Source organism: Prevotella melaninogenica, from assembly GCF_018128065.1.
Taxonomy (GTDB): Bacteria; Bacteroidota; Bacteroidia; order Bacteroidales; family Bacteroidaceae; genus Prevotella.
In genome coordinates this window covers 697,420-712,349 of sequence record NZ_CP072360.1, presented here as the reverse complement: position 1 = coordinate 712,349, position 14,930 = coordinate 697,420, and the positions used below count along the sequence as shown (strand labels likewise).

The window sequence follows — 14,930 nt, the reverse complement described above, 5'->3', positions numbered from 1 at the left end:
ATGAGAAGCATCTTTTATCTCATATATTAATAGGTTTAAAATGGATGTTAGTCAGAGTAGGGGTATAGTTCTTTAAACCCTTCAATGATGTCGTTGATGAGGTTGGGATTATCTTTTAATTGCTGTTTACATATTATCAAATACGCACTCTTCGTGAGGTTATAATGATTTCAAACTCTTCTGAGTTAAAGTAGGTCTGCATATACCTACTATATACTCGGAAACTTTTTGTTTTAAGTTCAGTCTCTCCAATAGAGTTAGCACCAATAAAACCGAAAGATGCTTTATCGTCTTTCCCAGAAACCTCTTTCATAATAGCCATGCAAGTTTGTATACATTCTTTGGGCTTGTTAAGTCCCGTCAAGATATTATATTTCTTGTCACTATCTCTATGTGCTTTTAGATGGAACTTGACGGCATAAAAATGTTGTGAATAAACCTCTACCCACACCCAATAAGTCTGATGACTTTTATAGGACTTAAACGAATACAAAAGCTTATAAAGTAAAAAGCCTTGAGGTCTATCCCAAGGCTCATCTATTTTCTTCACAAATCTGTAAGGATAATAACTCAGGTTCATTTTGTAGATATTTAAGTATTGAGGCAAGCATCAATCTTCATTCTCTCGGCTTCCTCTTTTGGTACACGTACAAATCCATTCCCACTGAAGAGAACCTCTCTCTCTTCGGCAGATAAGTATCTTGCAATCCGTTGCAAGTTTTCTAATTTCTTTTCTCTTGGTATGCCTGCTTACAAGCAATCTTTGAAGCAAGCGTTGATATTGTTGTCCCCATAAACTTATTCCTTTCTGCTACAAACATATGAATATTAGCTGAAAACGACAAGTAATTATGAATAAAATAATAGAAGAATAGAGGCAGCCAGACTCACTCTGACTGCCTCTTAATGGTATTAGTTATGGAAAACGGTAGATTTATTGTGGCTTAGAAATCAATATCAAGTCCTACACCGAGTACCTTATTGGTGCGAGTGAAGATGTCGGTATTCTGGGTTGCAATGGTCTTAGGCTGTATTGTTACAGAACCATCTGGCTGTTTCACCTGTTCCTTGCCAACTACGATAGCATCGTTGTATTCCTTCTTGAAGTTGGAATAGTTTGTGAAGAAATAAGCAACATTGAGGTGCGCATTCTTTGCAACCTTAATCTTTGCGCCAATGCCGAAGCTATAACTACTTGTTACGAAGCTAAGGTCGGTCAGATATTTACCATCACCAAGACCGTAAAGCGTACGCTGACCACCTGCGCTGACGGTTACTGAGGGGTTGATGTCCCACTCAACACCAGCAAGAAACTCCTGTGTGTTGTGCTTAAGATATCGCTGCTTGTTATTATCCATACGTGCATCCTTATCGAAATAGTGGTTATAACCAGCCATAACGCGAAGGTTCTTCAGTACTTCATACTGTGCACCGAGAGCAAGAATACCAGGAATATCGTTAGGTGTGTTCACTCCATTCTCATAACGCTTGGTGTCGTCGCGCTTAGTGTTGTTCTCAATATTAAACTTAGTAGTGAACTCATAGCGTGCAGCAAAGTTCCACTTGCCTGTTCGGTAGTCAATACCAAGGATTGGAGTGATACCCCATCCACGCTGAGACACTTCTACATAGCGGTCTTTTACAAGTTCTTTGCTACTGTTCAGTTTGTCAGCACCTGCGCTAACGAGCTTTGCCCCTTCGCTTGCTTTCTGTGCACCCGCTGCATACTGTGCTGCTGCCGCCAGAAGTTGAGCCTTTGCAGTAGGGTCAGTTGTAGCATTTGCTTGTGCTTGTAAGGCCGCAGCTTGCGTCTGTGCAGCAACAGCTTGTGCCTGCAATGCACTTGCTTTTTCGTTCAAAGCTTTTACCTTTGAGTCGAAGTAGTCGTAGAGGTTCTGGTTGTTTCCACCTACATTTGCTGAAATGTTGGTTATATTACCCTCGTATCTGTTATAGATATAATTGAAACGAGCACCACCAAATACAGAGAGATTCTCGTTAATCTTATAAGCAACACCGAGCTGGAGTCCGAAGTTATACTGCTGACCGCTCATATAGCTCTGCATACTATAAGAAGTAGCTGCTGTCTCTGTCTGTCCGAGAAGTGCTGAGAACGTTGGCAACTGCTGGTTGATGAGTGCAGGAAGGAGTGAAACAGAACGCTCAAAGCTTGGCAAGCCCTCGTTGAAAGCTGCCTTACCACCGCCACCTGTCAAACCAAATCCTGCTTGGAAACTCCACTTGTCTTTGTTGTATGCCACCTGAAATGAAGGGAGAATTGGCACAGAAGCCTTACCAATATAGGTCTTACTTCCGTCAGTTGGGTTGCCACCATTCAGTTTGAAAGGATACTCGTAAGGGGTGTTAGCAAATGCAGGCACGCTGAAAGCAGATGTTATCTCACGTGTCTGATATACGTTCTGGAAGTTAAGAGAGAGATGAAAACCTTGATCAAGGAATGCTACACCAGCAGGGTTAAAGTAAACTCCATCAATACCAATTGCACCTACACGTGCAAAGTTGCGGTTGAAAGCGATGTTCTGATTGGTGTTTGTAAGCAATCCTCCAGCTTGTGTTGTTGTTGTCATTGCGAGCAAAGCTACTGCAAGGACAGTCTTCTGATATTTCATTTTTAATTTGTAAGTGTATATAAAACTTATGAAATTTGGTTGCAAAGTTATGAATATTGTTCTAAACTTCCAAATTTTCACTTTCTTTTTCTCACTTTTGGTTAAATTGTGCAGGGATAATTCAGAAGTAAAAAGGTCGTTTAAATGTAATTTTTCAGTAATAAAGTGTTTATGGTATTTGCTAAACATTTTCCATACAACTTAGTAATTGGCATATTACAACATAAGATAACAATGGTAGGAACCGCTCTATTCAATTTAATATTAGCATAAAGAGGAACTTTTATTTCACGCTTTAGATAATGTGTTTATGCCTCGCACGCTTGGTGTTGACGGTAAGCACAACGTGTGCCGAGGCTGTCTACCAAGTAAACGTAGCACGAAGGTGGAGCTTGCTTATTGTTAGAAAAGGGGTTTACAGCCAAGTGTTAAATTTTTCTGATAAGTGGGCTGTATATCTCAATTCAATACTGTGTTAAGTAAAAGGATATAGAGTAGGAAGAGAGGAAGCTGAGAATAAGGATAAGAAAAAGACACCCCAGTGAGTTACGGCAATAGTAACTTGCTGGGGTATCTCGATATTCCATCCCTTGCTTAGAATCGGAGAAGGTGAAGGGGGGATGCTTCCCTAAGTCTTCAGTTGTGGATACTGAATACGTGTATGATACATTGACTTCAGGCGTTCGATAAGAACGGTCTTGGCTGCTGTAATGTCACGAAAAGTGATTGGGCAGTCGGTGAAATTGCCGTCAGCAACTTGTCCATCAATCAATCTATTGACCAGTTCGCTGATACTCTCTTCTGTGTATTCTTGAAGAGAACGTGATGCAGCTTCAACGGTATCGCTCATCATAAGGATAGCCTGTTCACGTGTGAAAGGGTTAGGACCAGGATAACGGAAGAGGTCTTCATTGACTTCTTCATCAGGATGCTCGTTCTTATAATGTATGTAAAAATACTTTGCAAGTCCAGTACCATGATGAGTAGTAATGAACTCCTTAATCTCGCGAGGGAGGTTGTATTTCTCAGCAAGTTTCAGACCTTCCGTTACATGGCTAATGATGATACGTGCACTCTCAAGGTCGTTTAGCTTGTCATGTGGATTGATGCCCGCTTGATTTTCGGTGAAGAATGCTGGGTTTAACATCTTCCCTATATCATGATAAAGTGCACCTGTACGTACTAACTGACTTTTAGCACCAATCCTGCTTGCAATCTCTGTGGCAAGATTACCTACGGTGATAGAGTGTTGGAAAGTACCAGGGGCAACCTCACTGAGTCGACGAAGCAATTCATTATTGGTGTTCGAAAGTTCAAACATCGTTACGGTAGACACGAAGCCGAAAGTCTTCTCGATAACTAACATCAGTGGATAGGTAAAGAGTAGGAAGAAACCATTGACCGCAAAATGGTAATACATAGTTTGGTCGAGCTTCGACAGGTCATCAGCTTGAATGAGTTGAAGAGAGAGGTAGACAGCTGCTGAACTGATAGTAACAAGGAGGGCAGTGAGGAATATCTGACTTCTCTTTGATAGTTCACGCAAGGAGTAGATAGCAACAAGACCAGCCACAATCTGTACAATTATAAACTCATACTGATATTTCACGGCAACAGCACAGAGAAGTACCATTGTAATGTGTCCGATAAAAGCTGTACGTGAGTCCATAAACACACGGAAGAATATTGGTGCCATGCTGAATGGAAGGATATAGACACTCAGTATGTTATGCTCCATCATCAAGGATGTGAGGATAGGATAGATGACTATCATCACATAGAGCAAGGAAATGGAACGTGGTTTATTGAAATAATCTTTTCGGAAGAGTGCCAGATAGAGAGTGAAAAGGCAGATGAAAATCAGCACGTAAATTGTCTGCCCGATAAAGGTGGAGGTTATCTCGTCCTCAGAAGCCTTACGTTTTTCCATCGCCTGTTCAAACGAGTTTAAGACACGATAGGTCTTAGCATCAACGATGTCGCCACGATCAATGATGCGCTGTCCCTCTAAGACCATTCCTGAGGCTTGAGGAATAAGGCTGAGCATATCGTTCATCTCCGTCTCGCTACGGTCTTTATCATAAACAAGATTTGCCTCAATATATTCATTCAGGTTGCATTGCTGGAGCAAAGAACGCTTCGGGCCAAGCAATGGGTCCATGAAAAGTTGTTCGTAGGCACCAAGGGTTGAGTAGGTCTTGTTAATTGGGACACTCACAGCTTGCTTACCTGTTACGACACGGATAAGGCTATTACTGTCTTTGGCAAGCGTGGAATACTGTTGTGGGTCAATGATACCAGCTTCATAAATCTCATGCAGTCGATGAGCAATTGCATCCACATAGTCCTGCGACAAGCCAGGTATTCCATTTTTATATGCCTGCTTAAACTGTTCAATCTTCTTCTGCTCAACGGCTTGATTGATATTATAATAAGGCTGAAAATGCTTGGTGATAGAATCTTTCTCTATCTTTAGAGCAGCCTCCGTCTTGAAGATAGGGAAGTCGAACTTAGCAATCAGCTGCCCATACATCCATGGCTTACCCTCATCATAATGGAAGAGCTTACCTTGTGTACGTGGTAGGAAAAGTACTATCAGAACTACAGCCACAATGACCAAAACGGTTCTTGAAACCATATTTCGCCAATAAGGGTTGCTAATATTTTTGAATCTTATCATCTTATATCTTGTTTCGTAAATGTTATAACAACTTGTTGTATCATGTTGTGTTAATCCTCTAACAACTTGCGAAAATACTAAAAATATGGCGTATAGTCAAAAAAAAGCATTAATTTTGCAGGAAAATATAATATTTAAGACAATGGCAGAAAGAAATGTGAGAGTACGTTTTGCCCCAAGTCCTACGGGTGCTTTGCATATTGGTGGTGTGCGTACTGCTTTGTATAACTACCTTTTCGCCCGTCAGCATGGCGGCAAACTTATCTTCCGTATTGAGGATACTGACTCTAATCGTTTTGTGCCTGGAGCAGAGGAATATATCCTTGACTCTTTTCATTGGTTAGGCATTAAGTTTGACGAGGGTGTTAGCTTTGGTGGCGAACATGGTCCTTATCGTCAGAGCGAACGTCGTGATATTTACAAAAAATATGTTAACCAGCTTTTGGAGGCTGGTAAGGCGTACATTGCTTTCGATACACCAGAGGAGCTGGATGCGAAACGTCAAGAGATTGAAAACTTCCAATACGATGCACACACTCGTTTGCAAATGCGTAATTCTTTGACAATGTCAAAGGAGGAGGTCGAGAGTCTAATAGAAGATGGGCAGCAGTATGTTGTCCGTTTCAAGATAGAACCAGGTGAAGAGATTCATATCAAGGATATGATTCGTGGTGATGTATGCATCAAGAGCGACATCCTCGATGATAAGGTATTGTTTAAGAGTGCTGACGAATTACCAACTTATCACCTTGCAAATATTGTTGATGATCACTTGATGGAAATCTCTCACGTTATTCGTGGTGAGGAATGGTTGCCAAGTGCACCGCTGCACGTATTACTTTATCGTGCTTTTGGTTGGGAAGAAAGTATGCCCCGCTTTGCTCATTTGCCGTTGTTACTGAAGCCAGAGGGTAAGGGTAAGCTCAGTAAGCGTGATGGTGATCGTCTCGGTTTCCCAGTTTTCCCATTGGAGTGGCACGACCCTAAGACAGGTGAGATAAGCTCTGGTTATCGTGAGAGTGGCTATTTCCCAGAGGCTGTAGTCAACTTCTTGGCACTTTTGGGTTGGAATCCAGGTACAGAGCAAGAGCTATTTTCTCTTGAAGAACTTGTGGAAGCGTTCGACATCACTAAATGTTCAAAGAGTGGAGCTAAGTTTGATTATAAGAAGGGTATTTGGTTCAACCACGAATACATCCTTCGCAAGTCAGATGATGAGATAGCACAACTCTTTGCACCGATTGTTGCTAACAATGGTGTTGAGGCTACTATGGAGCAGGTGACACAAGTTGTACACATGATGAAAGACCGTGTGGACTTTGTAAAGGAACTTTGGGATTTGTGCTCTTTCTTCTTCATTGCACCTACAAGTTACGACGAAAAGACTGTTAAGAAGCGTTGGAAAGACTACTCTGCACAGCAGATGAGCGAGCTTGCCGATGTCTTGGAAGGAATTGACGATTTCAGTATTGAAGGTCAGGAACCTGTTGTCATGAAGTGGGTAGAGGATAAAGGCTATAAACTTGGTGATATCATGAATGCATTCCGACTCTCCCTCGTTGGTATTGGTAAAGGTCCTGGAATGTTCGATATATCTGCCTTCCTTGGCAAGGAGGAAACTTTGAAGCGTATGCGCAAGGCTATTGAGGTGTTAGGATAAGCATCTTGAAAGGCTAATTTAACTGAGCCGAATATGTATAATGTAATAATGTATGCCATCCAGGTTGGCATCTCTTTGGGCGGTCTTTTCAATGAGAAGCTGCGTAAGATGTGGAGAGGCGAGCAGGAGGCTGTGAGAATCTTGCGTGAAAAGGTGGAGCCAGACGCTAAATACGTTTGGTTTCATGCGGCTTCATTGGGCGAATTTGAACAAGGTCGTCCTTTGATAGAGCAGATACGAAAAGACTATCCGCAATACAAGATTCTGCTTACTTTCTTTTCTCCTTCTGGTTATGAAGTGAGAAAGAATTATGAGGGTGCAGACATCATCACCTATCTTCCAATTGACACGGTAGGTAATGCACGTAGATTTCTACGTGCTGTTCGTCCTGTTATGGCGTTCTTCATCAAGTATGAGTTTTGGTATAATTACCTGCATATCCTACAGCATCGTGGTGTACCTGTTTATAGTGTGTCAAGCATTTTCCGTCCTGATCAAATCTTCTTTAAGTGGTATGGTCGTGGCTACGGACGTGTCTTGAAATGCTTTAGCCGTTTCTTTGTACAGAACGAAGAGAGCAAGAGCCTTTTAAGTAAGATAGGTATCACAGATGCAATGGTTGTGGGCGATACTCGTTTTGATCGTGTGTTACAAATCAAGGAAGCAAGTAAACGACTTCCGTTGGTTGAGAAATTCGTCAATATAGATGCGTCTGATAGAAAGAAAGTCTTTGTAGCAGGCTCTTCATGGCAGCCTGATGAGGAAATCTTCATTAAGTACTTTAATGAACATAAGGACTGGAAACTCATCATTGCACCGCACGTTATAGGGGAAGAGCATCTAAAAACAATCCTCTCGTTGATTAAGGATAAGAAGGTGGTACGCTACACGCAGGCAAATGAAGAGAATGTTGCTGATGCAGATGTCCTCATTATTGATTGCTTTGGTTTGCTGTCATCTATCTATCATTATGGTGATGTAGCCTATGTAGGAGGTGGCTTCGGAGTTGGTATTCACAATGTTCTCGAAGCAGCAGTATGGGATATGCCAGTACTTTTTGGTCCAAACAATAAGCATTTCGCAGAGGCACAAGGACTCTTGCGTGAAGGTGGAGGTTATGAAGTCTTCGACCTTGAGAGTTTCAGTTTATTGATGAATCACTTTGCTGAAGACGAAGAGTTCCGTGCGACATGTGGTAGTATGGCAGGTGCCTATGTTGCAAGTTTGGCAGGTGCAACAAATAAAGTTCTAAGCAACGTAAAGTTATGAAATATCAGATAACATGTGATAACTGTGGTACTCAGTTTATCGTTGAGGCAGAAGAAGGACAGACAATCGAGTGTAATTGCCCTCATTGCCATGGATTAATGGAGATAACATTACCTTTGGTAAGTGCTGGTCAGCAGTATGAGCAGCCTGTTTCTTATGGTCAGCAGATACAGCAGCCACAGGAAACAATGCCAAAGAAGAGTAGTCATGCTATTCTGTGGGGTGTTGTCATTGGCTTACTTTTATTGGCTGGTGGCGTAGGGGCTTATTTTATGTTTGGTTCTTCCTCACCCAAGACACCTGTAACTGACTCAATTCCTAACGATACAATTCCTTATGAAACCCCTGTTCAGATGGAACCTGAACCATCTGTTGATACGGTGGTGTCAGCTCCTGTTCAAACTGTCCCAGAGGAGAAAGAGCACGTTGAAGAAGCTCCAGAGGAACCGGCGGATACGGTAGAGGCTCTTCCGCATGAGGAGTAAGCTATGCTTTGTACGGATAAGAAATAAGAAAAAATATATGGGAAAGATTATTTTGACGGGTGACCGTCCAACAGGTAAACTTCACTTAGGACACTACGTGGGGTCACTCCGTCGTCGTGTGGAACTTCAGAACCTCGGAGACTACGATAAGATGTTTGTCTTTATGGCAGACGTACAGGCGTTGACAGATAATGCTGACAATCCAGAGAAGATTCGTCAGAATATCATCGAGGTGGCTTTAGATTACCTTTCTGCTGGCTTGAGCCCAGAGAAATGTACACTTTACATACAGAGTCAGATTCCTGAAATTGCAGAGTTGACTACTTTCTTGATGAATCTTGTTAGCGTAAGTCGCGTTCAGCGTAACCCAACAGTGAAGACAGAGATAAAGATGCGCAACTTTGAAGCTAACATCCCAATGGGCTTCTTCGCTTATCCGGTCTCTCAGGCTGCTGACATTGCAGCCTTCAAAGCTACCACAGTGCCAGCAGGTGAGGACCAGGAACCAATGCTGGAGTTGACACGTGAACTTGTACGTCGCTTCAATCAGATTTATGCGCCAGTACTCGTTGAACCAGCTATCATGTTACCAGAGAACGCAACAGCACGTCGTTTGCCAGGTACAGATGGTAAGGAGAAGATGAGTAAGAGTCTTGGTAACTGCATCTATCTCTCTGACGATGCTGATACTGTATGGAAGAAGGTGAAGACAATGTACACTGATCCTACTCACCTAAATGTTTCTGATCCAGGTCATATAGAGGGTAACGCTGTGTTCACTTACCTCGATGCTTTCTCAACCGATGAAGATTTTGCGGAATTCTGGCCAGAGTTTCATAATCTTGATGAGTTGAAAGCAGCTTATACTGCTGGGGGTATTGGTGATATGAAGTGCAAAAAGCTTTTAAATAACGTACTGAACAAGATGCTGGACCCAATCCGTGCACGTCGTCATGAGTACGAGCAGGATATCCCAGAGATTTATAATATCCTTAAGAAAGGTTCATTGAAAGCACGTGAAACAGCTGCTAAGACAATGGATGAGGTACGTGCAGCTATGCAGATCAACTACTTTGAGGATAAAGAATTAATTCAAAGTCAGGCAGAGCGATTCAGACAGAAATAAGTCTATCCCTCAACCTTAGATTTATAGAGCAGTCTTATTTCTTCTTTCTATAGAGGAAATGAGACTGTTTTTTTTCTTACTTCATAACTTTTTGCTGCTCAAAAATATTTTTCTTTCCTTTGTATTATGGAAGAAAAATATATTAATTAAGAAAAATTCCACACATCTTTTCTACTGAACCTAAAAGTTTCTTTCTTTTTAGGCTTACTAAACTATATGCGTATCCCCACTGAATATCTACTGTCCCCTAAAACCCAGTTGCAAGCCTATTCTCTTAAGCGCATAATTTCATAAGCCTATATAAAAGAAAGGAATATCTGTCACTCCCTTGAACTGTGCCCTAAATGCCTTAACTTTAGCATTGAATGACTCAGCATTTGCATTTGTAGCTCTGTTTACAAAGAAATTGAGTATGGTTTGATAATGATTCTCAAACGTGTCAATCACCGTGTAGAAATTGTCCACTCCTAATTCTTCAACCTCATTAAACCATTTAGCCAGCTTCAGCCTTGCAACATCCTTGATGCTCTTGATGTTATAAATATCGGTAAGTTTCATAGCCAGCTCATATGCCTTTTTCAGTGTCGGATAATGTTCAAAGATGATCTGTGCCCTACCTTTCTGTGCTTCAGTCCACTTGGTCTTATGCTTGGTCAATATGAACTTTGCTCTGGCGAGCAACTGCTTACGCGTGTCACCATTGCTGTATCTAAATGGTATATATTCCTTACCCTTACTTTTAGCTTCTTTTATCTCCTCGTTCTCTTTATCTCTTGCCATCCATCGGTAAGCGATACGCATGTCATCCAGAGCATCATAATATAATTTCTGAACATGAAACCTATCATTGGTAATAAGTGCTTTGGGAAAAACAGAGCGGGCTATACGCATCATCGAAGATGACAAATCGAGTGTTATCTCCTTAACAGTCTTTCGTTTAGACAGGTCTATCTTCTTGACAATCTGAATGACGTCCTCTGCTTTGGTCCCTTTAACCACAGCCACTACAGTTCCATTTCTGCCCTTTCCCGCCTTGTTGGTTAGGAAAGTATAAACCTCGCCACTACTTAGACAGGTCTCATCAATACTTAGACTCTCTCCTATATTATCTTCGAACAACAGCCAGTCTTGAGCATGATCCAACTGAGCCCAGCTACGATAATCACTGAAATATTCCTTGTACTGTGTGGATAGCAGCTTGCCATTTACGCCATAGTGTGCACCAATGCTTGCGATGCTCTCTGCAGTGGACTCAATTCTATTCTTTTAAAAAAAGAAACGAACTCGGGAGATAGTTTACTGCCCTCAGCCGTCAAATCATCATATGAATAAGTAAATATCTCTCCGTTGGAACTGTCACGCCACTTGCGACGGCGAACATGGAGGTAAACTGCTTTGCCACGAAGGGGGAAGTCCTGAATAATACGCTCGCTGGTAAAACCATAACTGCTTACAGTGCCTAACTTATGGTCTGACTTTTCCATAAAGTTACGCTCGTCAAGCCAAAAGTCAAACTGCGAAACACTCTCTTGAATATCGACCACATCAAAGTAGTCCGCAAGTACATCTGGAAAGATGCAACATAATAATTGGTGAGTCTTCATGATGCAAAGGTAATAAATACTTATGAAATTATGCGCTTAAGAGAGTAGGCTTGCAACTGGGTTTTAGAACTGACCCGGTTTTAGGACCCATTATTAGCCCTATAAACCCCATTAGGCTAATCAGGCTAAAAACACAAAAAAGCCCCGAAGATTTCTCTTCAGGGCTCTCGTAAAAGAAGGCGGCTACCTACTCTCCCGCATTGCATTGCAGTACCATCGGCGCAAGCGGGCTTAACTTCTCTGTTCGGAATGGGAAGAGGTGGGACCCCGTCGCAATAACCACCTGATATAACTTTCAACTGACATGTCTTGTTTTCTTTGATATCATAGTTCGTTTTGTTTGTCACTCATCTTTTGATAACAAAGACTCGTCTGTCAGCCGTATAAGGTGACGTATTTCCACAAGCAAAACATATTAGAACTTTTCTTCTTCCTTTAGAAGAATACACAGCTCAAAGTCTGAGTCACCGGTCCCCGCACTCCACTAACGGAGGCGGGAGACCCGAAGAAAGTTTCGGGCAATTAGTAGTGCTCGGCTTTGACGTCACCGTCTTTACACCTACACCCTATCAACGTCATCGTCTATGACGACCCTTATGAGGAGTTCTAATCTTGCGGCTGGCTTCGCACTTAGATGCTTTCAGCGCTTATCCAATCCAGACTCAGATACCCAGCGGTGCACCTGGCGGCACAACTGGTAAACCGGAGGTCTGTCCAACACGGTCCTCTCGTACTAGTGTCAGCACCACGCAAAACTCCAACGCCCACGATAGATAGAGACCGAACTGTCTCACGACGTTCTGAACCCAGCTCGCGTGCCACTTTAATGGGCGAACAGCCCAACCCTTGGGACCTTCTCCAGCCCCAGGATGTGACGAGCCGACATCGAGGTGCCAAACCACCCCGTCGATATGAGCTCTTGGGGGGGATCAGCCTGTTATCCCCGGAGTACCTTTTATCCTTTGAGCGACGGAGTTTCCATACACGTCCGCCGGATCACTATGCCCCAGTTTCCTGCCTGCTCGGCATGTCTGCCTCCCAGTCAAGCGCCCTTATGCCATTGCACTCTATAAGGCCGGTTACCAATCGGCCCGAGGGCACCTTTGGAAGCCTCCGTTACGCTTTTGGAGGCGACCACCCCAGTCAAACTACCCACCAAGCAGTGTCCACGCTATCTGCGTGTTAGACCTCAGACAGCCAAAGGGCCGTATTTCAAGGATGGCTCCACGAATGCTGGCGCACCCGCTTCAAAGCCTCCGGCCTATCCTACACATCGGATGACCAAGGTCAATGCTAAGCTGTAGTAAAGGTTCACGGGGTCTTTTCGTCCCATCGCGGGTAATCGGCATCTTCACCGATACTACAATTTCACTGAGCTCATGGTTGAGACAGCGTCCAGATCATTACACCATTCGTGCAGGTCGGAACTTACCCGACAAGGAATTTCGCTACCTTAGGACCGTTATAGTTACGGCCGCCGTTTACCGGGGCTTCAATTCAATGCTTCCCATTGCTGGTGACATCTCCTCTTAACCTTCCGGCACCGGGCAGGTGTCAGGCTGTATACCTCATCTTTCGAGTTTGCACAGCCCTGTGTTTTTGTTAAACAGTTGCCTGGACCGATTCTCTGCGCCTCATATTGCTATGAGGACCCCTTATCCCGAAGTTACGGGGTCAATTTGCCTAGTTCCTTAACCATGAATCTCTCAACGCCTTAGTATATTCTACCCGACCACGTGTGTCCGTTTGCGGTACGGGTCGTATGAACATTAAGTTTAGCGGATTTTCTCGGAAGTATGATTACCTGCACTCAACTCTTCCCGAAGGAAGTGTTGTACTTTCGTGGTTCAGCTCAAGTGGTGGATTTGCCTGCCACTATCATAACCTACACACTTAAACGCCCTATTCCGTCAGGGCGCGGCAGTGTCACTGCTCCGTCTCCACATCACTGAACATACGAGTTGCGGAATATTAACCGCATCTGCCATCGCCTTCGCCATTCGGCTGAGACTTAGGACCCGACTAACCCCGGGCTGATTGGCATCGCCCGGGAAACCTCGGTCTTTCGGCGAAAGGGAATCTCACCCTTTTTATCGTTACTTATACCTACATTTGCTTTTCCATAAACTCCAGGATCAGTTACCTTCACCATTCAACGTCGATGGAATGCTCCCCTACCGATACTTTTAATATACATTACTATCCCGCGCCTTCGGTATCTGACTTATACCCGATTATTATCCATGCCCGGACCCTCGACTAGTGAGCTGTTACGCACTCTTTGAATGAATGGCTGCTTCCAAGCCAACATCCTAGCTGTCACGGGGACCAGACTTCGTTAGACTAACTTAGACAGAATTTCGGGACCTTAGACGGCGGTCTGGATTCTTCTCCTCTCGGGGACGGACCTTAGCACCCGCCCCCTTACTGCACGATTGCAGTCCATAAGCATTCGGAGTTCGTCAGGTCTCGATAGGCGGTGAAGCCCTCTTGACCTATCGGTCGCTCTACCTCTTATGGAGATCATCGCACGCGGCACCTAAATGCCTTTCGGGGAGTACGAGCTATCTCCAAGTTTGATTGGCCTTTCACTCCTACACTCACCTCATCGGGAAGCTTTTCAACGCTTATCCGTGCGGTCCTCCATCCGGTGTTACCCGGACTTCAACCTGGGCAAGTGTAGATCACTTGGTTTCGCGTCTACCCCATCTGACTTGACGCCCTATTCAGGCTCGCTTTCACTGCGGATGCATGTCTCATGACACTTATCCTTGCCAGACATGGTAACTCGTAGGTTCATTATGCAAAAGGCACGCCGTCACCGCTTACGCGGCTCCGACCGCTTGTAGGCGCATGGTTTCAGGAACTATTTCACTCTCCTAATAGGAGTGCTTTTCACCTTTCCTTCACAGTACTCGTTCACTATCGGTCTCACGGGAGTATTTAGCCTTACCGGATGGTCCCGGCGGATTCGCGCAGAATTTCACGTGTTCCGCGTTACTCAGGATACCACTACGTCTCGTCATGCTTCGGGTACGGGATTATCACCCTCTATGATTGTTCTTTCCAGAACATTCTCCTCACAATCTAAGTACGACAGCGTGGTCCTACAACCCCTGCTAAGCGTTGCCACAAAGCAGGTTTGGGCTTTTCCCCGTTCGCTCGCCACTACTAGGGGAATCATTATTTATTTTCTCTTCCTAAAGGTACTAAGATGTTTCAGTTCCCTTCGTTAGCCTCACTACATTTGTAGTGATAACAGGTCTTCAACCTGATGGGTTGTCCCATTCGGAAATCCTTGGATCAAAGGTTATTTGCACCTACCCAAGGCTTATCGCAGCTTATCACGTCCTTCATCGCCTCCGTGAGCCAAGGCATCCGCCATGCGCCCTTTCTTACTTTCTTCGCCTTCTCTGTAATTCCTTACAGAGAATGTAGCTCATACTTTCAGCTGTTGTGTGATTCTAAAGATTTTG

Annotated in this window: 9 protein-coding genes and 2 rRNA genes; 4 read left to right on the top strand and 7 right to left on the bottom strand. The window is 43.7% G+C overall.

Annotated features, from left to right (window positions below; translation table 11 throughout):
• Positions 1 to 136 precede the first annotated feature (136 nt).
• From J5A56_RS08680 to J5A56_RS08670, 3 genes are all read right to left on the bottom strand, one after another.
• On the bottom strand, positions 137 to 550 hold the full coding sequence (locus tag J5A56_RS08680; RefSeq protein ID WP_231370797.1) for a hypothetical protein: 414 nt from the start codon (positions 548 to 550) through the stop codon (positions 137 to 139).
• 394 nt (positions 551 to 944) lie between these two features.
• Positions 945 to 2,630 carry a membrane protein gene (locus J5A56_RS08675; protein ID WP_036919289.1) on the bottom strand — a complete coding sequence of 562 codons (1,686 nt, stop codon included), beginning with the start codon at positions 2,628 to 2,630 and terminating at the stop codon, positions 945 to 947.
• Between the two features lie 628 nt (positions 2,631 to 3,258).
• The gene (locus J5A56_RS08670) at positions 3,259 to 5,310 is read right to left on the bottom strand and encodes an HD family phosphohydrolase (RefSeq protein ID WP_021671335.1); all 2,052 of its coding nucleotides are present in this window, start codon (positions 5,308 to 5,310) and stop codon (positions 3,259 to 3,261) included.
• Between the two features lie 142 nt (positions 5,311 to 5,452).
• Between J5A56_RS08670 and gltX the strand changes: the two genes are divergently transcribed.
• Genes gltX through trpS form a run of 4 tightly spaced genes read left to right on the top strand, consistent with a single transcriptional unit; the run spans position 5,453 to position 9,850 of the window.
• Positions 5,453 to 6,970: a glutamate--tRNA ligase gene (gltX, locus tag J5A56_RS08665; RefSeq protein ID WP_036919286.1), complete on the top strand. Its 1,518-nt coding sequence runs from the start codon at positions 5,453 to 5,455 to the stop codon at positions 6,968 to 6,970.
• Positions 6,971 to 7,003: 33 nt separating this feature from the next.
• Entirely contained in the window at positions 7,004 to 8,239 is a 1,236-nt protein-coding gene (locus tag J5A56_RS08660; protein WP_021671333.1) for a 3-deoxy-D-manno-octulosonic acid transferase, read from the top strand.
• On the top strand, positions 8,236 to 8,724 hold the full coding sequence (locus J5A56_RS08655) for a hypothetical protein (protein WP_021671332.1): 489 nt from the start codon (positions 8,236 to 8,238) through the stop codon (positions 8,722 to 8,724). The genes J5A56_RS08660 and J5A56_RS08655 overlap by 4 nt, the downstream gene beginning before the upstream one ends.
• A 37-nt stretch (positions 8,725 to 8,761) precedes the next feature.
• Positions 8,762 to 9,850: a tryptophan--tRNA ligase gene (gene trpS, locus J5A56_RS08650; RefSeq protein ID WP_036919283.1), complete on the top strand. Its 1,089-nt coding sequence runs from the start codon at positions 8,762 to 8,764 to the stop codon at positions 9,848 to 9,850.
• A 288-nt stretch (positions 9,851 to 10,138) separates the two neighbouring features.
• On the opposite strand, the gene J5A56_RS08645 is transcribed toward trpS, so the two are convergent.
• The 4 genes from J5A56_RS08645 to J5A56_RS08630 all read right to left on the bottom strand — a co-directional run bounded on the left by J5A56_RS08645 (position 10,139) and on the right by J5A56_RS08630 (position 14,859).
• Positions 10,139 to 11,047 carry an ISAon1 family transposase gene (locus J5A56_RS08645; protein WP_432757719.1) on the bottom strand — a complete coding sequence of 303 codons (909 nt, stop codon included), beginning with the start codon at positions 11,045 to 11,047 and terminating at the stop codon, positions 10,139 to 10,141.
• Positions 11,048 to 11,055: 8 nt separating this feature from the next.
• A complete protein-coding gene (locus tag J5A56_RS08640; protein WP_021671329.1) occupies positions 11,056 to 11,454 on the bottom strand; it encodes an ISAon1 family transposase N-terminal region protein in 399 nt (132 codons plus the stop codon).
• A 174-nt stretch (positions 11,455 to 11,628) separates the two neighbouring features.
• Positions 11,629 to 11,741 (bottom strand): 5S ribosomal RNA (rrf, locus tag J5A56_RS08635).
• A 216-nt stretch (positions 11,742 to 11,957) separates the two neighbouring features.
• Positions 11,958 to 14,859: ribosomal RNA gene (locus tag J5A56_RS08630) — 23S ribosomal RNA — on the bottom strand.
• Positions 14,860 to 14,930 lie beyond the last annotated feature (71 nt).

Excerpts from the sequence above, each read along its gene's own strand:
- J5A56_RS08655 (WP_021671332.1), top strand. The coding sequence starts at position 8,236 with ATGAAATATCAGATAACATGTGATAACTGTGGTACTCAGTTTATCGTT.
- J5A56_RS08670 (WP_021671335.1), bottom strand. The coding sequence starts at position 5,310 with ATGATAAGATTCAAAAATATTAGCAACCCTTATTGGCGAAATATGGTT.
- J5A56_RS08675 (WP_036919289.1), bottom strand. The coding sequence starts at position 2,630 with ATGAAATATCAGAAGACTGTCCTTGCAGTAGCTTTGCTCGCAATGACA.
- J5A56_RS08640 (WP_021671329.1), bottom strand. The coding sequence starts at position 11,454 with ATGAAGACTCACCAATTATTATGTTGCATCTTTCCAGATGTACTTGCG.
- trpS (WP_036919283.1), top strand. The coding sequence starts at position 8,762 with ATGGGAAAGATTATTTTGACGGGTGACCGTCCAACAGGTAAACTTCAC.
- gltX (WP_036919286.1), top strand. The coding sequence starts at position 5,453 with ATGGCAGAAAGAAATGTGAGAGTACGTTTTGCCCCAAGTCCTACGGGT.
- J5A56_RS08660 (WP_021671333.1), top strand. The coding sequence starts at position 7,004 with ATGTATAATGTAATAATGTATGCCATCCAGGTTGGCATCTCTTTGGGC.